Below are 19,070 nucleotides of genomic sequence, written 5' to 3'. Positions count from 1 at the left end.
CTCAACATTCAACATTAAAATAAAAAATGCTTAGCATCATCGCCTGTATATCAAAAGTGCATAGAGCTATCGGGTACAAGAACCGGTTGCTCTACGCCATCCCATCGGACATGACCCGATTTCGTATGCTCACAACTGGACATACGATCATCATGGGCAGAAAGACATTTGAGTCGCTGCCGAACGGAGCCTTGCCCAACCGCCGGAATATTGTTATCTCGAAGACAAGAGAGCAGATAACAGGGTGCGAAGTATACACCTCTCTGGAAGAAGCGCTGGCAGCAAGGAAAGAAGAGGCTGGAAACAAAGAAGAGGTTGGAAGCAAAGAAACATCAGATGAATGTTTCATCATCGGAGGAGCCAGCATATATGAACAGGCTTTGCCTTTTGCAGACAAGCTTTATCTCACAATCGTAGAAAAGGAACCTGAACATGCCGATACCTTCTTTCCGGAAATCAATCCGGCAGAATGGGAAGTGACAGAAAAAGAAATGAGGAATGAAAACGGCTTACCGTTCACATTCCTCACCCTTTATAGAAAGCAGTAATCCCGCAGGGAGCTACTGCTTTTTTTCTTTTTATATCTTATTTCTCTGCTGCAGCCTCCTCATCAGTTTCCTCTTCATCATCGTTGAAACTCTTGAGATCCTGCATAGAAAGCTGACGGTTGATAGATGCATTGAAAGAGATGATGGTCTCGCTGCGAGACAATCCCAGTGGCTGCAACTTATCATGGATGATTTCCAGGAGATGGTGGTTGTTCAGCGCGTAAATCTTGATAAACATATCAAAGCCGCCTGTAGTATAGTGACACTCTACAACCTCAGGAATCTTCTTCAACTCCTCTACAACCTGGTCAAACTTCTCAGGCTCCTTCAGATAGAGTCCCATATAAGCACAAGTTTCGTAACCTATCTTTTCTGGGTCAATGATGAATTGTGAACCCTTGATGATACCAAGATTTGTAAGTTTAGCAACACGCTGATGAATGGCAGCACCGCTCACATTGCAAGCGCGTGCCACTTCCAAAAATGGAATACGGGCATCCTGAGAAATCAGCTTCAGAATCTGCCTATCTAATGAATCTAAAATTTGTTTTGCCATAATACTAATAATTTGCGTGCAAAGATAATACAAAAAATTAATAAAAGCAATTTTTTAAGAGAAAAACATGATAAATTAATATTATTTTCCATTTTCTGTGGCAGAATAACTGATTTTTAGTGCTTTTGCCTGGCGCAAAGCCTGCTTTACGTCTGTTATCACACCCATCTTGGTTTCCTGGTCTGCTTTGATTGATACGGTCATCAGCTTCTGGTCTTCCGGTGACATACGCTTCTTTTCTGCCGAAATGTAATCCATCACTTCGGGAGCCGAAGCAAACTTATCATTCAACTGAATCTGGGTACCGGTACCATACTTTGCCTGCATCTCTTTGGTTGGCTTACCTATATAAATATGACTCACCGCCGATTTCTTGGTCAGGCGGGTGAGTTCCTTGCCTTGTGGCAAACGGCAGTCTACCTTCAAGGTAACCTGGCGCATGTGGGTAACAATCATAAAGAAGAACAGTACGGAGAAAATGAGGTCTGGCAGAGAAGATGTATTCAACCCTGGCACTTCATGCGATTTCTTATGAAAATTCATCATTGTTTACCTCCTTTCTGCTGTTCAGTAGCTGTTTCTGTCGAATTTTCTTCCCCTTGCTTTTCTTCAGCATTGGCATCAACACGCTGGTCGGCATGAGTCATTGCGTTGGCATACGACTCTGTGATGCGCTGCGGACAGATGTTGCGCACCTGTTCTTTCTGGTCATTGTTCAAGAGGGCATAATCCCTGTGATATTTCTTCTGGGCTGTTTCGTTGCGAAGCTGGCTATAGGCTTCCATCAGCTGATTCTGCATCTGGAAATAGAGATTATAGTCGGCATCGCGGTCACTCTCAATAGAGATGAGATGTTTCTTACCCAGACGGTGAACAAAGCGGATGGTTTCTTCCTTGAGCTGGCTCACCTGCATCGGCTTACCGTTGACCAAAAGCGTATCGCCAGCTGTCAGGCGCAGCGCCATGAGGTTAGCCTTGTCTACCACCGACTGCTGCTGTTCCTTCTTCTGCGGTTCAGGTGAAGGGAGTTGGCGCAACAGTCCCTTATCCACATCCATTGATGTGGTGACAAGGAAGAATATCAACAGCATGAACGAGATGTCGGCTGTAGATGTGGTATTCAGTCCCGGGGTTTCGTGTTGCTTCCTTCTAATCAGCATATTTAATCCTTATTTATAGAATAGAGAGCCTAAAGCACTCTCTTTAGTTTTTCTTCCGAATATAACGTGTGGCACCGAAACAGACGGCACCGATTCCTGCCACCAGCATCAGGAGCGATGTGATGACAAACATATCTGAAAGCTTGAGCCAGAGCCAGTCGGCATAATTCTCGCCATTGATGAGCATCGGAGCAGAACCGCCCAAAAAGAAGGTAAGCAGCAAAACTGCCAAAGTTCCGATCCATGTGATGCGGAAGATGCGACGCACGGGAATGCCATTCACTACAGCCTCCGACTTGCTGCTGCGATAATCTCTGATCATCGAAAAGACTGCCAGACCTGTACCTCCTATCAGGAAGAGCCACATCAGCAGGATGAGCACATCGGTAAAGAGAGGCGCATTAAAGTCGGGGTTCTCTTCGAAAGGCAAATCGTAGCCTACCAAAAAGAACAGACCGAAAACCAGCACCGCCAGTCCTATCATGATATAGAACACCTGCTGCGATATCTTTTCGGCCGACTTCGTCTTCTGCTTTGAAAATTGAAATTTAACCATTTCTCTCTTCGTTTATTTATTCTTGGCAATAATATCCATTAAAGTAACCGCCGACTCCTCCATCTGGCTTGTCAGGTGCTCCACCTTAGAAAGGATGTAGTTATAGAAAACCTGAAGGATGAGGGCTACGATGATACCGAAGATAGTAGTGATGAGCGCCACTTTCATACCCGAAGCAACGATAGTAGGACTGATATCGCCCGCCTGCTGAATCTGGTCGAACGACATGACCATACCGATCACGGTTCCGAGGAATCCGAGCGATGGCGCCATAGCGATAAAGAGTTTGATCCAGGAGCATCCCTTCTCCAGGTTAGCCGCCTGAACGGTACCATATCCGCTTACCGAGCGCTCGATGTCATCAAGACTCTCGCTGATATGCATCAAGCCCTGGTAGCAGATAGAAGCCACCGGTCCGCGGGTATTCCGGCAGAGCGTCTTAGCCCCTTCCACATCTCCCGCCGACACCTTCTGGTCGATATCCTGCATCAACTTCTTGGCGTTGATTTCAGAAAGACTCAGATAGATGATGCGCTCGATACAGAAAGCCATACCCACGATGAGGGCGATGGCAACGAGAGACATAAATCCCGCATTACCCTCTATAAACTTTGTCTTAAGAGCTTGATGAAATCCCATGTTCTCTTCTTGAGCCATCATAGGCAGAGAACACATCCATGTGAAAACCAATATTGCAAAACGTGCAATAGCTGTATTTTTCTTCATATACCTTATTATATATATAAAAGCGGAAAGAGGGGGATTCGAACCCCCGAACCGGTTTTGCCGGTTACACGCTTTCCAGGCGTGCCTCTTCAGCCACTCGAGCACCTTTCCATATTCCGAAGAACTCTTCTTAATCGCCGCAACATGCTGCTGCAACAATTTCGAAGTGCAAAATTATTGCTTTTCCTCCGAAATACCATAACTTTCATTGTTTTTTTATGTTTATTTAAGGAGTTTTGAACGCTTGCGTCCTATACTTGCGATACGGATAGCGGAAAAACCCGCTCTGCATTGAGGTTGGTCTGTTGGGCAAACTCCTCTTCGCTTATGCCATAAGCCTTGGCGAGTGTCTTCATCACTTCTACCACGAAAGCACTTTCGTTGCGTTTTCCGCGGTATGGAACGGGAGCCATATACGGACTGTCGGTCTCCAGAACGATGCGATCCAGAGGAACTACAGCAGGGAGGTCTTCTCTGAGATGGCTGCTCTTGAAAGTAGATACGCCACCGACGCCCAATACAAACTTATCGAAGGAGAGGAGTTCTTCGGCTTCCTTCTGGTTGCCCGTAAAGCAATGGAAGACGCCACCCGGCAGTTCTTTCTCATACTTTCTGAGCAGATGCACCATCTCGTTCTGAGCCTTGCGGCAATGAATCATCAGCGGGAGCTGGGTTTCTACCGACCATTTTACCTGTTCCTCGAAAGCCTCGAGCTGCTCGTTTTCGAACTCACGGCTCCAGTAATAATCAAGTCCTACCTCTCCGATGGCGATCAAGTCAGAAAACTGAGGAGAACCCGTCTGACTGGCATTACCGGTCATGCGATGCTCCTCCAGTATCTTCCGGAGTTCAGCCAGTTGTTCCTTCCAGTCAGCCTTCACCTCTTCAGGATGCAGACCAATCATCGGATAAGCATAGCCCGGATATTCCTTAGCCAATGCCAGTACCGCGTGTGTGGTCTTCACATCGATGGCAGGCAAGAACACCTTGCCTACCCCCGCTTCCTTGGCACGGGCGAAAGCCTCCGCCCTATCCTCATCAAACTCCTCCGCATCGAAATGCGTATGTGTATCTATTACTTTGAACATTGCCCTATCAACTGTCAACTATAAACTATTAACTATCAACTAGTACTGTCGCTTCATCATTTTCTGAGCATACTTTGCCAATTCCTCCTTACGCTCAGCAGGCACATTCACGGCATCCAGATACTTCTTGCTCTGCTCGAAATAATAAGCAATCTTATCCTGCGCCATTTTGTCGATACCTATCTCGTTGTAAAGACGGGTAACGGCAGCCACCTTCTCCTTGCGGTCGAACTCCTCGGCATCCACCCACTTCTGCAGTTCTGCACGCTGAGCGTCGTTGGCATGGTTGAAGGCATTGATGAGCATGTAAGTCTTCTTGTTGGATGTGATATCGCCACCAATCTCCTTACCAAACACCTTGGTATCGCCGTAAACATCGAGGTAATCATCCTGCAACTGGAACGCCAATCCTATCTGCTCGCCAAACTTATACAGGTTCTCTGCATCCTCATCAGAAGCATCGGCAAGGATAGCACCCATCTTCAAGGCACAAGCCAGGAGAACGCTGGTCTTGAGGCGGATCATCTCAATATATTCCTCCTCCTTCACATCGTTACGGTTTTCAAACTCCATATCAAACTGCTGACCTTCACCAATTTCCAGAGCAGTGGTCGTAAAGAGTTTCAACACCTTGGCAAGATGCTTTTCATCACATTGAGCCATACGTTCATAAGCCAGAACGAGCATGCTGTCGCCCGAAAGGATTGCCGTATTGGCATCCCATTTCTTATGAACCGTTTCATGACCGCGACGCAAATCAGCATTGTCCATCAGGTCATCATGCAGCAAAGTATAGTTATGATAAGTTTCCAGGGCAACGGCATTCATCAGAATCTTCTCAGGATTGTCCTTGAAAAGATTGTAGCCCAGAAGCATGAGCGTAGGACGAATACGCTTGCCACCCATAGAAAGTACGTATCTGATAGGCTCATAAAGAGACTTTGGCTTTCTTTCGTAAGGCAAATTAGCCAGAAACTCATTTACCATGCTTAAAATTTCATCTGCTGTCTTCATAATAATGTATAATTTATAATGTATAATTAACAATGAACAATTTATAGCTGGAACACTACCGGGATGGCAATCATCGTGCGACAGACCTTGCCTTTATCGATGCCCGGTTTCCACTTCGGCATCATCTTCATCACCCTCAAAGCCTCGTTGTCGAGCAATGGATCTACCGAAGTACTTACCTTGATATTGGCAACACTTCCATCCTTGTTTACGATAAAGGATACCACTACGGTTCCCTGAATCCTACTCTTCTGGGCTGCTACAGGGTACTTCAGGTTCTTGGTAAGCCACTGCATGAAGGCAGACCAGCCACCAGGAAACTGCGGTATCTTCTGCACGACGGTCAGTTTGATAGGAGCCTCAGCTCCCGGATTCTCAATGGGAGTTTCAGGAACCGCTTCCTTCACCTCTGCTCCATCCACTACACCCGAGCCGTCGCCGATAACCAGTTCGCTGGTTGTAGAACTGATTTTCTGCGGTGCCTTCTGAGTCTGTTGCTCGGCAGCCTTCACTTCCTGAGTAATTGACTTAGAAGCAGGAGCCGAAACAGCCTCTGCACTCACCATATCTTTCAGGTCGGGACGAGCCGACATTTCCAGATCCTGTGAAAGATCTTCCATCGATTCCGACAAGTCATCATCTCCCTGCGGACCTCTCTGATATTGGAGTCCTACGAAGATGAAAGTAAAAGCCAGCAGCAAACCTAGCAGGAAAAATGTAACCCGCTTATCTTCCAGTTGTGCGCTATTTGATTTCTTAATTTCCACAATAAAAACCGTTTAAAATCGTTATTTCCTACGAAAACATTGCAAAATTACTTCTTATTATTGAAAAAAGCAGTATCTTTGCCAAAGAATTAGAAAATTTAAATGAAAAAATATGTAATTTCCGCAATATTGACGCTTTTTGCGACAATTATTGATGCTCAAGAGAGCCAAACGGGGTATAATTTCCTTCGCTTGCCGGTGAGTGCTCACGCAGCTGCTCTGGGTGGCGACAACATCACCTTGATAGAAGATGATGAGGCACTCATATTCCATAATCCGGCTCTCCTGTCATCAGTAAACGACAAGACAGTCAATCTCAATTATATGAACTATATGTCGGGGGTGAATACTGCCTCGGCTAGTTTCAACCGTACTGTCAACGACAAGGCTTCGTGGGCTGTTTCGGCTCAGCTTGTTGACTACGGCAAGATGAAAGAGACGGATGAGAACAACATCCAGATGGGTGAGTTCTCGGCAAAGGACATTGCCGTTGCGGGTTACTTCTCTTATATGCTCGGTGAAAAGTTTGCGGGTGGTATTGCCGCCAAATTCATCACTTCGTATATTGGCGATTACAATTCTATCGCTGTGGGAGTGGATCTGGGTATCAACTATTACGACCCTGAAACGGAATGGTCGGTTTCTTGCGTGGCAAAGAACCTGGGTGGACAGCTGAAAGCCTACGATAATGAATACGAGAAGATGCCTATCGACCTGCAGTTGGGTGTGACGAAACGCTTCGCCAACGCACCGTTCAGGGTATCAGCCACACTGGTCAACCTGAACCATTGGGACAGCAGTCTTCGTGATCATGCCGTAGTAGGTGCCGACATTCTGCTTTCGGAGAGCCTGTGGATAGGTGCCGGCTACAACTTCCGGAGAGCCAACGAGATGAAAATCAGCACCTCAGAAGATGAGGAAAGCAGTCATGGAGCCGGTTTCTCCGTGGGTGGCGGTATCAACCTGGAGCGCTTCCATCTGAACGTTGCCTACGGCAAATATCACGTCAGTAGCAGCAGTCTCATGCTGAACGTAAGTTACAGATTATAAATTGTACATTATAAATTATACATTAAAGTTAGTTCGAAATTATGAAGAAAATAACAATAGCAATAGACGGATACTCTTCTTGCGGTAAGAGTACGATGGCAAAGGATCTTGCCAAGGAAATAGGTTATGTTTATGTAGATACGGGCGCGATGTACCGCTCGGTAACTCTCTATGCGCTGCGTCATCAGCTCTTCGAAGCAGATGGAGCCGTAAAGACTGAAGAACTGCAGAAGGAGATGAAGAACATCAGCATCTCATTCAAGTTTAATGAAACAACCGGTCGCCCAGACTGCTATCTGAACGGCGAACTGGTAGAAAAGGAAATCCGTTCGTTAGAGGTTTCCAACCACGTTAGTCCGATTGCCGCCGTTCCTTTCGTCAGAGAGGCGCTGGTAGAGCAGCAGCAGAAGATGGGCGAAGACAAGGGCATCGTGATGGATGGTCGCGATATAGGTACCACCGTGTTCCCTAATGCCGAACTGAAGATTTTCGTTACAGCCAGCTCACAGGTGAGAGCACAGCGCCGTTTCGATGAACTGAAGGAGAAAGGAATGCCAGCCGACTTCGATGCGATTCTGAAGAATGTAGAGGAGCGCGACTATATCGATACCCACCGCGAGACTTCCCCACTCAGAAAGGCTGATGATGCCATCACGCTCGACAACAGCAACATGACCATTCCTGAACAGAAGGCATGGCTGATGGAACAATATCAAAAGGCAATAGCAGAATAAGCTAAAGAAAAGAGACTGCCGGGTTATTTGTGCAAAAATACGTTAAAGATACTACTTTTACCGATAAATTTATTTTATTCGATGAAAAAGATTTGGGAAAAAAACTTCAATTTAGTATCTTTGCAACCATATTAACAAGGTAGTAATGATATAGATTATAAATTTTGAGTTAATTACTGTTTTTTGAAGGTGATAGGTCTTCGGGAGAAGATTTATCACCTGTTTTATTTTCAGACAGTTTATAAAAGATAAACCCATTTGACGTTGTAAAACACAACGTCAAATGGGTTAACTAATTAATAACCAGCATATTAAGTTTTTCTACCAACGATAAAACTATCCTATACCCTTGTTACCGCAAAACGCGGTAGCAAGGTGGTTAACTAACAAACAATCAACGCATTAAATCTTACAACAAAAGAGCAGAACTATCGTTGATAATCTTATCCTTGCACTCTTCCATCAGCCACTTCGGCGTACTGGTAGCGCCACAGATACCTACCGTTTCCACATCCTTGAACCAGTTCATATCTATTTCGTCGGCACTTTCTATCTGGTAGCTGTTGGCATTCACACTCTTGCATTCCTTGAAAAGCACCTTACCGTTCGAACTCTTTCTGCCACTCACAAAGAGGATGACATCATGCTTGCTGGCAAAGGCTGCGATGTTAGGCATGCGGTTAGCCACCTGACGACAGATGGTATCGAAACTCTTGAAGATAGCACCCTCAACAATATGCTCCTGGCAGTATTCGATGATGCGGTGAAACTCATCGAGACTCTTGGTAGTCTGGGAGTAAAGATAGATATCTTTCGAGAAATCCAGCTGACCGGTTTCCTTCAGCTGCTTCACATCCTCAAACTTCTCTACCACGATGGCATGACTCTCCGTCTGCCCCACCAGTCCGAGCACCTCAGCATGCCCATTCTTGCCGAAAATCACGATCTGCGCCTCCGGATTGTTGACATACTGCTTCTTGATGCGGCGCTGCAACTGGAGCACCACAGGACAGGTAGCATCGATGATTTCGATGTTGTTTCGCTCGGCAAGGGCATAAGTCTCAGGCGGTTCACCATGAGCACGGAGCAAGACCTTTACGCCCTGCAGTTCCTCCATCTGCTCATGGTCTATCGTGATGAGTCCCGCTTCATGCAGGCGCTCCACCTCCATACCGTTATGCACAATATCGCCCAGGCAGTAAAGTTTACCGCCCTTAGCCAACTCCTCTTCAGCTTTCTTGATGGCAGTGGTTACGCCAAAGCAGAACCCACTGCCGTTATCTATTTCTATCTGCACGATATTCGTTTTTAAATCATTGTACATTAATCTTCACCACCACCTTAGCATGGTCAGGATCATTCGTAATCATGAGGATACGAGGGTGTCTGACACGCGATTTCTTCAAGTCGGCAGCCACAGCCGTCACCTTCATCTTAACGGTCTCTCCTGGCTGAATCTTACTCTTCTTCAGGTTCACCTGCAAGCCCATCGTAAACATCTGCATGCTGCGGATATCCAGTTCCGACTTACCCTTATTGGTAATCAGAATCTCACCCTTCAGCTTCTTCTTTCCATTGAAACTACCCAGATTGAGGTCGGTGGCAGACATCTCTAGCTTCGGAGCCAGTGCCTTCCTGGCTGGAGTCATGTTCTCGAAACCAGGAAGAAGAACGGCTGATACCACGATTTCCTTCTCAGGCGCAATCTTATCGCCAGGACGCTCACCGAGATAAACCGATGTCTGGTTCAAGCCCAGGTCACGCAGTTTCTTGGAATCCAGCACGAAACTGATTTCGGCAGAATGACGCGGAGCTACCTTGGAAGGCGATACGAAAGCATGAAGATAGGATGGCAGATGCATCACTACCGGCTCCAGTAATTCGTCGGTAGGATTGAAGATATGGATGCGCTGAACCGGACGGTCGCCACGGTTCACGTCATCAAACTCCACCTCCTGGGCATCACTCTTGATGACACCCAGCATCTCATCGTAAGAACCAGCGAAATCTACTACGCTGCCCACTACCTTTCCCCTCATAGAGAGGATGAACGGCTCTTCATCCGCATTGGTATAGAGGCAAACCTGCTTGGTGAAAGTACCCATCTGCTTGGCATCGTATACCGCCTTGATGACGAAACTTTCGCCGGCAGCAATGCCCGTCTTCGGATAATCTACCTCCGTACAGCCGCAGCTTTTCAATACATTGTTGATAACCAACGGCTTGTGCCCGTCATTCTTCAGCACGAATTCGGCAGTTACAGGCTTACGGAACACCACCTGTCCGCAGTCTACCACCTCGTGCTGGGTTGTAATCTTCTGTGCTGATGCAGGCAGCGCCAACAGCGCTGAGAGCATCCATATATTCATCCGTTTCATACTATTCTATTTTAAATTATCAATCTATAAACTATAAACTATTAATTGTTAACTCTCAACTCATACGTCTCTGTGCGGCCACCAAACTCCGGACTGTAGGTACACTCAGCGGTGCAAGTTCCGCTCTGATAGTCGCCCTTTCTATCCACGTAATACTCCATTTCTACGATGTGCTTACCTTTAGATAAACGATCGAAATAGAAATTTGTTGCATAATCTCTTGGAGAAACATAGCAGCCTATGCCCCACTGATAACCGCTCAACGGGTTAACCGGCTCCAGACATGCCGCACGCTTATCCGTAATCTGCACGAAGTCATAGTCGCGGTCGGTGGTGATGATCAGCGTTACCTTCACCTTCTCGCCTACCTTCGCCTGCGCCTTGCCCTTGCCCTCAGATTCGGCAGGAACGATGACACGGCGCACCTTGATGCCCGACTCCATGGAACCGATTTCGCTGATAGGCTGCTTAAACTCTGCATAGACGGCTCCCCAGCTGGTATAATCGCTCTTTTTGTCGATGCTCAGCTTAGATGCCTTGCCCGGTCTTTCGGTCTTCACATAGCCCAAAGTAGTGGAATCCTGCGGCATCGGCAGCAGCTTGCCGTCCAGTTTCAGCACGGCATTCTCAGCCTTCCTGTTCCAGTTGCTCTCATTGCCCTTCATAAAGGCGTAGACGGCATCCACGGTGTTCACCGGCGTATCCCAAACCTGGGTGCGTTTCGACATCAGGAGCCAGCGCTGCAGTTCCTCGATGGTCTGCTTGTCATTCGGTTTCAGCATCTGCATCGCCTCTATCACGGATACCTGGGTAGGAATCTTATAGTTTCTCCAACTGTAGAGTGCCTTGCGGGTATCGTAGTAGCGGCCCATCTCCTCACGGTAAACGGCATATTCGTTCACGCTCTGCAGATATTCGCCTGCCTTCTCGCGGTAAGCAGCATTCTGCTGGCTGTTTTTGGCGAGTACCACGGCAGCACGCGCCTTGCCATAGATGGAGAAATCACCGGTCATCTTCGACATTTTTTCCAGGAGATAAGCCTTGTCAGCTTCCAGATTCTGCTTCATCTTTCTGCCATCCATCGAAAGGATGTAGAGATAATGCAGCGCCTGTTCGCTAGGACTCACCTTCTGCTTTTTCTCCTCCTGTTTCTTCATTTCTCTTACTTCCTGTGCGGTCTGCAGAGAGAGATAGTTCAGAGCCGAAGTCAGCATCCGGGCAGTTGATTTCTGCACACCTGCGATGGCATTCAATCGAACCATCATTTCGGCTACCGATGTAGTCATATACCGGCTGCCCTTCATGCCTTTCCACCAGGAGAAGGAACCGTTAGGGTTCTGCAACTTCTTCAGTTTCTCGACCTGATTCTGCAGACGGATGCTCTCCTGAGAGAGATTCTTCTGAGAATGATTATCCAAAGAGAGAGTCTTCTGGATATGGGTGGTGATAGTATTGGCATAGATGGCAGACATCAGCGAGATGGCGTCCTCCTCATCCGGATTACTGATAGCAGGCAGCGCCTTCACCATCAGCCAACTTGGGTTATTGGTGTACTCGATGGTTACCTTTGCCTCTTCAGCGCCCTTCGCCTGCTTGCCCTCCTTGTTCAGGAAGAGTTTGCTCAGGTCGAAGTTCTGCTCACCCTTATGATGCAGGGTGATAGGCAGGGTGTTCACCACGAGTTCACGGTTGCTCAAAACCGGCAGATAGTGCTGTTCACCATCGCTGTAGCCATTACCGGCAGCCACCACCTTATTAATATATACGCCCTCTTTCAGTCCCTGGACATCAAAGGAGATGGTAGCAGAGCCCTCGGCATCGATGCTGTAGTTCTGCGTCTTCTGCCAAACCACCTTGTTGGTCTCCGGGTCGAGAATCTGCATACGGGCGTTGCCGCTCACCTTCTTGTCGGAAGTATTGAAGAGTTTCACCACGATGGTGCTCTTATCGCCCTCACGCAGGAAGCGAGGCATGTTAGGCTGCACCATCACGGTCTTCTGAGCCACAGCCTCATCCACCAGCAAACCATTGCGCATCTCCTTGTCATGAGCCAAGCCCATGAACTTCCAGGTAGTCACGCTCTCCGGCAGGGTAAATCTGATGGCAACGTTGCCATTGTTGTCGCTCTCCAAGGCAGGATAGAAGAAGGCGGTCTCGTTCATATTCTCACGCACCTGCACCTTGTCGAGGAATTGTCCTGCATCTGAGCCAGAACCACCGGCAAACTGCGGCATCTCCTCTACTACATCAAAAACCTTGTTGGCAGATGGAGCAGCCGCTGCAACACGGTTCATATTACTCCCACGAGTTTTCATGACCCTCCCTTCTTCCTTAACCAGCTCGTCTTTCTTTATACGAACAGACTCTACGGTTCCGCCTAAAGAACGTTCCAACTTGCTCAGCTCCACCGCTTGCATATAAGCATAATAGCTAAAGAATTTGCCATCAAACTTATCCACATCCAATTGCTTCTCGTCATAATACTTGGTAGGATAAACGCCATTCAAGTAAAATGAACGGAAACTGAGGTTGTCCTCCCAGTAGCAGTTTGGCAAACTCTGATAGAAGCCCAGGGAGAAATTCCAGAAATGCGGGGTTATCTGGTCGAGCGACTTGTCATAGAGTACGCTCATCAGCTGCGCCTTGGCTGGCTTGCCGTCAGGGGTGGTAATCTTCAGCGTCCACTCCTCCTTCTGTCCAGGGGTTAGACGGTTGCGGAAGGTCTTCCAGGCGATGTTCAGTTTCTTCTCAGGCAAAGGACGGGCGATGCTCATCATTCGGGTAAAGCACTTGCCTTGCTTCACGAAACTATAGTTCAGTACGATGCCCGACGCATATTCCTCCTTGTAGGTGAAAGGCAGAGTCACGATGCTGTCGCCCAACTCCCAGGCGCCCTTCTCCAGCAGTTTGTTGCCGGCGATGATGGAATATACGATGTGCGCTCCGTTCTCCGAAGAGCCCACCTGGATATAGACCGGCTTGCCATCACGAGGGAAGGTCTTCGCCGTCTGATAATACCATTCGGTAGTTGGCTCCACCGGATGGGTATCCTTCATGCTGAAAAGGGTGAATTTCTGCTGCAGGGTGTCCTGTCCGCAGATTGCCTCCAGCTGATGAACGCCAGATTTCCAAATGAGGGAAGAAGAGGCAGAAGATGCATATTTCTTGATAGAAACCGGTGCATTCGCCTCGGCGTCCTTCCATTCGCCTTCATCAATTCGATATTTCAACCTACTAGAAATCGGCATACCACTGGCATTGCGGTAAGCGAAAGTTACCGTCTTCAGACTGTCTGTTTCGATACGCTTAGGAAGATTCACCGTGAGGATGGTTGGCTTGGTGCCCAGAGGCAGACTCATCACGCCCTCGTGGCTCTCGCCGCTGATGTCGGTAACGATGGCTGAGACCTCGAAGTTGAAGAAACGGGCGATGCGCATGAAGTTGCTCATATCGGTCTCGTCTTTTCCTGACAAGGAAGCCTCCAGCGGAATCTCTACGTCGAAGGTTCCGTCCTCACGAGTCACGCAACTGTCAGTCTTCACCAACTGTCCGGCAGAGCCTGCACCCCACCACCAGAGCTGATTTCTGCGGGTCACCTGATACTCCACCTTGGCACCCTGCACAGGCACACCAGCATAGGTCTTGGCTGAAGCTTTCACCACCACGGTGTCGCCCCAGTTATATTTCTCATTCACCTTCGGGAAGGTAATCTCGAAGGTTGGACGCTTGTATTCCTCAACTCTGAAATATTCGCTTGCTGTACCATTCACGGAGATGGAATACTGTCCTGTCTTTCCCTCCTTCGGGAGTTCGAAATCTACCGAAGCCGTACCATATTCATCGGTCGTAACCTTCTGTTCTGCCACCTGATTCCAGTTGGCATCACTCAGGACAAACTTCAGTTCCATACTCTTTCCTGGCACGCTGGCATCCAACCCCTTCTTGACAGTATAGAAAATGGCTGAGGCATGTACCTTCTGCCCCGGGCGATAGATGGCACGGTCGGTATAAACCTGATATTTAGTCTCATTATCCTTCTTCTCATAATAGCGGGTACGGCTGAGATAGATGTACTTGGCAGGCATAAACTTGTCATTGTTGGTAGAAATCAATACCTCTCCATCCACATTCTTGAAGTAAACCTCGCCATTCTCATCGGTTGTCAATCGGGCATGAACCAGCCGCTTGTCCTTCTTCGTCTTGAAATCATACCGCTGGTCATAGAGTTCTATCTTCGCCCCGGCGATAGGCTGTCCGTCGGTAGCATTCACCACCACATAGCGATGCCTGTCATCAGGCAACTGCTGAATCATCACCGCCAGATTGCTCACATAGAAGAGTTCTCGCTGCGGAGCGATGCCGGTATTATCCGAAGTCACCTCCATCAGATAGGCACCCAGCGGCAGATTGCCACCGATTTCGATGGAATCCTTTACCTCTTCGTAATCCGGGCGACCATAGTAGTTGCGGCTGAAATCCTTCTGATGCAGCTTCGTAGTCTTCTTCAGGAGCATCTTGTAGGTAGCCTCATCCTGCGCATTATAATCGTTATCTGCCGTAATATTGAGGCGGGAAATGCTGATTTTCAGGTTCTGGAGATTGCGCACATCCAGCTGCACCCAAGCCTTCTCCCCAGGTCGCAATACCTGCGGCATATCCTTCACCCGGAACATCGGTTCGGTGAGTCGCTTCTGTGCATTTCTCAGTTCGTTCATTCTCGACCATCCACCCCAGCGGCTCAGCGCATAGTTGATATAGTTGAGCTTATCCAGCGGTTTGGCATCGGTAGCACCTTCCATGAAGCGGAAATGCTCCACGGCAAGTTCGCCTGCCTCCGGAATATCCTGATAAACCTGGATGAGCGAGTCGATAGTCTGCAGATACTTCGATTTCTTCACCTCTCTCACGTCGTCCTGGCGGTATTTCTCGATGAGCTTATAGGCACAGAGACAAGCCGCACCCCTATTGCCCACCTTATTATAATAGGTGTACAGCTGCAGATACGCCTCCTTGCTGTCTGCCTCGAATCCGATGAGATGCAGCAGATCGTTGTTGAAAGAACTGCCATCCACGCCCTTCTGCGTCAATGGAACATACTCTGCAGATGTATGTCGGGCAAGAAGTTCAGGCTGTTCCAAGGCCTTTTTGAAGAACTCCTGGCTTTTCTTTTCGTTCATATCACAGTACACCTTACCCAGCACGGCATATCTCACGGCCTTCAACGCCGGGTCCTTCACCTTCAGCACCTCGGCTTCCATCCGCTTCACGTTAGGCGTCAGCGAGTCAGCCGAAATCTCATTCCAGAGTGTCATCTGTCTTGTCTCAGCCGCCAGCAACTGCCCGTAATCTTTGGCAGCCGAAGCCTTGGCGATGATTTTCTTCATCACCGCGATTTCGCTCTTAGGCTGGTCCTTCTGAGCATTGATTTCAGCTTGCTTCCACAAGTTGTCGTATGTCTGAGCCGCTACCTGCATCGTAGCAAAGAGGGCTATCAGAAGTGATAAAATGTTTCTTTTCATAAGCCAACTGTATAAAATGTTAATAGAATGATGATAATCATCAAACTTTTCATTGCAAAAATACAAAAAAAAACTGTTTTCTAACCCCGAAACTGAAACTTTTTACTATCTTTGCACGAAAATAATATATTTTACCTAGAAATAAACATTAAAAAAACAATGGCAGAAAAAAAGTATGGTCATTTTGATGACGCCAATCGCGAATACGTGATTACTGACCCAAAGACCCCATGGCCTTGGATCAATTATTTGGGTAACGAGGATTTCTTCTCGCTCATATCCAACACAGCAGGTGGTTATTCCTTCTACAAGGATGCCAAGTTCCGTCGCATCACCCGTTATCGCTACAACGGTGTGCCGATGGATAACGGCGGTCGCTATTTCTATATCAAAGATGGCGATACCGTATGGAACCCGGGATGGAAACCTTGCAAGACACCGCTCGACAGCTACGAGTGCCGCCACGGCATGAACTATACCCGCATCACGGGCAGCAAGAACGGCATGGAGGCGAGTGTGCTCTTCTTCGTACCCCTCCATACATGGGCTGAGGTGCAGAAGATGACGCTGAAGAACCAGACTGAGGAGGTGAAGACCCTCAAGGTGTTCTCCTTTGCCGAATGGTGCCTCTGGAATGCTGCTACCGACATGGAGAACTTCCAGCGCAACTTCTCTACGGGCGAGGTGGAGGTAGAGGGTTCTACCATCTATCACAAGACCGAATATCGTGAGCGCCGCAACCACTATGCTTTCTACACAGTGAATACCGAGATTCAGGGCTACGATACCGACCGCGAGAGCTTCATCGGACTCTACAACGAGTTTTCCGAGCCTGAGGCTGTGATGGAAGGCAAGCCACGCAACAGCTTTGCCCACGGCTGGAGCCCTATCGCATCTCATTATATCGAGGTTACCCTGCAACCAGGCGAGAGCCGCGACCTCATCTTCCTTTTGGGATATGTGGAGAACGAGCAGGACAAGAAGTTCAGCGCCAAGAAGGTAATCAACAAGGAGAAAGCTCATCAGCTTATCGCCAAGTTTGATACCACCGAAAAGGTGGATGCTGCCTTCGCAGAACTCAACCAGTACTGGGATAACCTGCTGAACATCTTCACCGTGAAGAGCGGCAACGACAAGTTAGACCGCATGGTGAACATCTGGAACCAGTATCAGTGCATGATCACCTTCTGTATGTCGCGTTCGGCAAGTTTCTTCGAGAGCGGCATCGGTCGAGGCATGGGCTTCCGCGATTCCAACCAGGACCTCGTAGGTTTCGTTCATCAGATACCTACCCGTGCCCGCCAGCGCATCATCGATATCGCCAGCACCCAGTTCCCTGACGGTGGCTGCTACCACCAATATCAGCCGCTCACCAAACGCGGCAACAACGATATCGGTGGCGGTTTCAACGACGACCCTTGCTGGCTCATCTTCGGTACCGTAGCCTATATCAAGGAGACGGGCGACTTCTCTATCCTCGCTGAGCAGGTACCTTTCGACAACCAGCCAGGCACAGAAGTAAGCCTCTTCGAGCACCTCAAGATTTCGATGAACCATGTTATCAACAATCTGGGTCCACACAAGTTGCCACTCATCGGAAGAGCTGACTGGAACGACTGTCTGAACCTGAACTGCTTCTCCTGGGACCCTAACGAGAGTTTCCAGACCACCGAAAACAAGGGCGAAGGAAGCAAGGCAGAGAGTCTGATGATAGCCGGTCTGTTCGTGGTTACCGGCAAGGATTATGTGGCTCTGTGCAAGCAGCTTGCCAAGGAAGCTATGGAAAGCAAGGAGGGCGAAATAGCCGGTCTTGCAGAAGAAGATTATTTGACAGAAGCCGAGCGCATGCAGCAGGCTGTAGATGAGATGAACGAGGCTGTGAAGCAGCATGGATGGGACGGTGAATGGTTCCTCCGCGCTTACGATTTCTTCGGCAACAAGATTGGTAGTGATGAGAACGAGGAAGGCAAAATCTTCATCGAGAGCCAGGGCTGGTGTACGATGGCTGGTATCGGTCTGGAAGAAGGACTCTGCGATAAAGCACTGGACAGCAGCAAGAAACGACTGGAATGCGAACACGGACTGGTGCTGAACAACCCAGCCTACACTACCTATCATGTAGAAATGGGTGAGATTTCTTCTTATCCTGAAGGCTACAAGGAGAACGCCGGTATCTTCTGCCACAACAATCCTTGGGTCATCATCGGAGAGACTGTAGCCGGACGAGGCAACGATGCCTGGAGCCATTATACCAAGATTCTGCCTAGCTATGTAGAGGAAAAATATCAGACACTTCACAAGGTAGAACCTTACGTAAACTGCCAGATGGTAGCCGGTAAGGATGCAGCCAAGCCGGGCGAAGGAAAGAACTCCTGGCTCACCGGTACAGCGGCATGGATGTGGTATACAGTATCAGAATTCATCCTCGGCATCAAGCCAGATTATGAAGGTTTGCTCATCGATCCTTGTCTCCCAAGCACCGCTAAGGAGTATGAGGTAACCCGCAAGTTCCGTGGTGGCGAATACCATATCACAGTAAAGAATCCTAGCGGAAACCAGAAGGGCGTGAAGCAGATTACAGTGGATGGCACTCCTATCTCAGGCACCATCGTTCCTTGCTCTGAAGGCAAGCATGAAGTAGTGGTTGAGATGTAAATCAGCCAGATCTCATCAAGTTACGATTTGAAAGTTCAATGTAACGAAACTCCATTTCATACCCATGCCCCCTGTTTTAGGGGGTATGGGTATCACGTTAAACACTTGACCCCTTATTTCAGGGGGTCAAGTGTTTTATATATCTGATAATCTGATACTTAACTTTTAATATAAGCACATATTCAACAGTATCAAGAGTAAGATTCTAAGTCTCTATCATTTCCTCAGTTCCTCAGTTCCTCAGTTCCTCAGTTTTTTCCTAAGGGGTATATAGCCCTTATAGTTCAAAGTTGTTTTAAATTGTTATATATTATATATT

General features: G+C 48.1%; 15 protein-coding genes and 1 tRNA gene. 4 read left to right on the top strand and 12 right to left on the bottom strand.

Annotation, left to right across the window (positions count from 1 at the left end; genetic code table 11):
- Positions 1–26 precede the first annotated feature (26 nt).
- The gene (locus DWV53_RS10595) at positions 27–548 is read left to right on the top strand and encodes a dihydrofolate reductase (protein ID WP_118153595.1); all 522 of its coding nucleotides are present in this window, start codon (positions 27–29) and stop codon (positions 546–548) included.
- 37 nt (positions 549–585) lie between these two features.
- On the opposite strand, the gene DWV53_RS10590 is transcribed toward DWV53_RS10595, so the two are convergent.
- The 9 genes from DWV53_RS10590 to DWV53_RS10550 form a co-directional block, all read right to left on the bottom strand.
- Positions 586–1,104 carry an Lrp/AsnC family transcriptional regulator gene (locus DWV53_RS10590; RefSeq protein ID WP_118153592.1) on the bottom strand — a complete coding sequence of 173 codons (519 nt, stop codon included), beginning with the start codon at positions 1,102–1,104 and terminating at the stop codon, positions 586–588.
- An 81-nt stretch (positions 1,105–1,185) separates the two neighbouring features.
- Complete coding sequence (locus DWV53_RS10585) at positions 1,186–1,650, bottom strand: ExbD/TolR family protein (RefSeq protein WP_117694272.1); 465 nt, start codon at positions 1,648–1,650, stop codon at positions 1,186–1,188.
- Entirely contained in the window at positions 1,647–2,264 is a 618-nt protein-coding gene (locus tag DWV53_RS10580; RefSeq protein ID WP_118153589.1) for an ExbD/TolR family protein, read from the bottom strand. The genes DWV53_RS10585 and DWV53_RS10580 overlap by 4 nt, the downstream gene beginning before the upstream one ends.
- A 43-nt stretch (positions 2,265–2,307) precedes the next feature.
- Positions 2,308–2,820, bottom strand: a complete 513-nt coding sequence (locus tag DWV53_RS10575; RefSeq protein ID WP_006847786.1) for a hypothetical protein — start codon at positions 2,818–2,820, stop codon at positions 2,308–2,310.
- A 12-nt stretch (positions 2,821–2,832) separates the two neighbouring features.
- Positions 2,833–3,495: a MotA/TolQ/ExbB proton channel family protein gene (locus tag DWV53_RS10570; protein ID WP_006847787.1), complete on the bottom strand. Its 663-nt coding sequence runs from the start codon at positions 3,493–3,495 to the stop codon at positions 2,833–2,835.
- 74 nt (positions 3,496–3,569) lie between these two features.
- Positions 3,570–3,657: transfer RNA gene (locus DWV53_RS10565), tRNA-Ser, on the bottom strand.
- A 140-nt stretch (positions 3,658–3,797) separates the two neighbouring features.
- Entirely contained in the window at positions 3,798–4,634 is an 837-nt protein-coding gene (locus tag DWV53_RS10560) for a TatD family hydrolase (RefSeq protein ID WP_118153587.1), read from the bottom strand.
- Between the two features lie 39 nt (positions 4,635–4,673).
- A complete protein-coding gene (locus DWV53_RS10555) occupies positions 4,674–5,648 on the bottom strand; it encodes a polyprenyl synthetase family protein (RefSeq protein ID WP_117586974.1) in 975 nt (324 codons plus the stop codon).
- 41 nt (positions 5,649–5,689) lie between these two features.
- Complete coding sequence (locus DWV53_RS10550) at positions 5,690–6,415, bottom strand: energy transducer TonB (RefSeq protein WP_022121382.1); 726 nt, start codon at positions 6,413–6,415, stop codon at positions 5,690–5,692.
- A 102-nt stretch (positions 6,416–6,517) separates the two neighbouring features.
- On the opposite strand from DWV53_RS10550, the gene porQ reads away from it, so the two are divergent.
- Together porQ and cmk are read left to right on the top strand one after the other, a co-directional pair.
- The gene (gene porQ, locus DWV53_RS10545) at positions 6,518–7,465 is read left to right on the top strand and encodes a type IX secretion system protein PorQ (RefSeq protein WP_118153584.1); all 948 of its coding nucleotides are present in this window, start codon (positions 6,518–6,520) and stop codon (positions 7,463–7,465) included.
- Positions 7,466–7,506: 41 nt separating this feature from the next.
- Positions 7,507–8,199 carry a (d)CMP kinase gene (gene cmk / locus DWV53_RS10540; RefSeq protein ID WP_118063612.1) on the top strand — a complete coding sequence of 231 codons (693 nt, stop codon included), beginning with the start codon at positions 7,507–7,509 and terminating at the stop codon, positions 8,197–8,199.
- A 409-nt stretch (positions 8,200–8,608) separates the two neighbouring features.
- On the opposite strand, the gene DWV53_RS10535 is transcribed toward cmk, so the two are convergent.
- The 3 genes from DWV53_RS10535 to DWV53_RS10525 are packed head-to-tail and all read right to left on the bottom strand — an operon-like array spanning position 8,609 to position 16,096.
- Entirely contained in the window at positions 8,609–9,499 is an 891-nt protein-coding gene (locus tag DWV53_RS10535; RefSeq protein ID WP_118153641.1) for a 4-hydroxy-3-methylbut-2-enyl diphosphate reductase, read from the bottom strand.
- 13 nt (positions 9,500–9,512) lie between these two features.
- Positions 9,513–10,577: a DUF1573 domain-containing protein gene (locus tag DWV53_RS10530; RefSeq protein ID WP_118153581.1), complete on the bottom strand. Its 1,065-nt coding sequence runs from the start codon at positions 10,575–10,577 to the stop codon at positions 9,513–9,515.
- A gap of 41 nt (positions 10,578–10,618) precedes the next feature.
- On the bottom strand, positions 10,619–16,096 hold the full coding sequence (locus DWV53_RS10525; RefSeq protein ID WP_118153578.1) for an alpha-2-macroglobulin family protein: 5,478 nt from the start codon (positions 16,094–16,096) through the stop codon (positions 10,619–10,621).
- A gap of 159 nt (positions 16,097–16,255) precedes the next feature.
- On the opposite strand from DWV53_RS10525, the gene DWV53_RS10520 reads away from it, so the two are divergent.
- Positions 16,256–18,751: a GH36-type glycosyl hydrolase domain-containing protein gene (locus DWV53_RS10520; RefSeq protein ID WP_118153575.1), complete on the top strand. Its 2,496-nt coding sequence runs from the start codon at positions 16,256–16,258 to the stop codon at positions 18,749–18,751.
- Positions 18,752–19,070: the final 319 nt, after the last annotated feature.

This window comes from Segatella copri, assembly GCF_003465495.1.
Classification (GTDB): Bacteria; Bacteroidota; Bacteroidia; order Bacteroidales; family Bacteroidaceae; genus Prevotella; species Prevotella copri_G.
The sequence above is the reverse complement of the archived record's forward strand: the minus strand, read 5'-3'. Positions and strand labels throughout refer to the sequence as shown.

Bases quoted from the DNA above. Each gene is read 5' to 3' on its own strand.
- DWV53_RS10595 (WP_118153595.1), top strand. From the start codon at position 27: ATGCTTAGCATCATCGCCTGTATATCAAAAGTGCATAGAGCTATCGGG.
- DWV53_RS10590 (WP_118153592.1), bottom strand. From the start codon at position 1,104: ATGGCAAAACAAATTTTAGATTCATTAGATAGGCAGATTCTGAAGCTG.
- DWV53_RS10585 (WP_117694272.1), bottom strand. From the start codon at position 1,650: ATGATGAATTTTCATAAGAAATCGCATGAAGTGCCAGGGTTGAATACA.
- DWV53_RS10580 (WP_118153589.1), bottom strand. From the start codon at position 2,264: ATGCTGATTAGAAGGAAGCAACACGAAACCCCGGGACTGAATACCACA.
- DWV53_RS10575 (WP_006847786.1), bottom strand. From the start codon at position 2,820: ATGGTTAAATTTCAATTTTCAAAGCAGAAGACGAAGTCGGCCGAAAAG.
- DWV53_RS10570 (WP_006847787.1), bottom strand. From the start codon at position 3,495: ATGTGTTCTCTGCCTATGATGGCTCAAGAAGAGAACATGGGATTTCAT.
- DWV53_RS10560 (WP_118153587.1), bottom strand. From the start codon at position 4,634: ATGTTCAAAGTAATAGATACACATACGCATTTCGATGCGGAGGAGTTT.
- DWV53_RS10555 (WP_117586974.1), bottom strand. From the start codon at position 5,648: ATGAAGACAGCAGATGAAATTTTAAGCATGGTAAATGAGTTTCTGGCT.
- porQ (WP_118153584.1), top strand. From the start codon at position 6,518: ATGAAAAAATATGTAATTTCCGCAATATTGACGCTTTTTGCGACAATT.
- cmk (WP_118063612.1), top strand. From the start codon at position 7,507: ATGAAGAAAATAACAATAGCAATAGACGGATACTCTTCTTGCGGTAAG.
- DWV53_RS10530 (WP_118153581.1), bottom strand. From the start codon at position 10,577: ATGAAACGGATGAATATATGGATGCTCTCAGCGCTGTTGGCGCTGCCT.
- DWV53_RS10525 (WP_118153578.1), bottom strand. From the start codon at position 16,096: ATGAAAAGAAACATTTTATCACTTCTGATAGCCCTCTTTGCTACGATG.
- DWV53_RS10520 (WP_118153575.1), top strand. From the start codon at position 16,256: ATGGCAGAAAAAAAGTATGGTCATTTTGATGACGCCAATCGCGAATAC.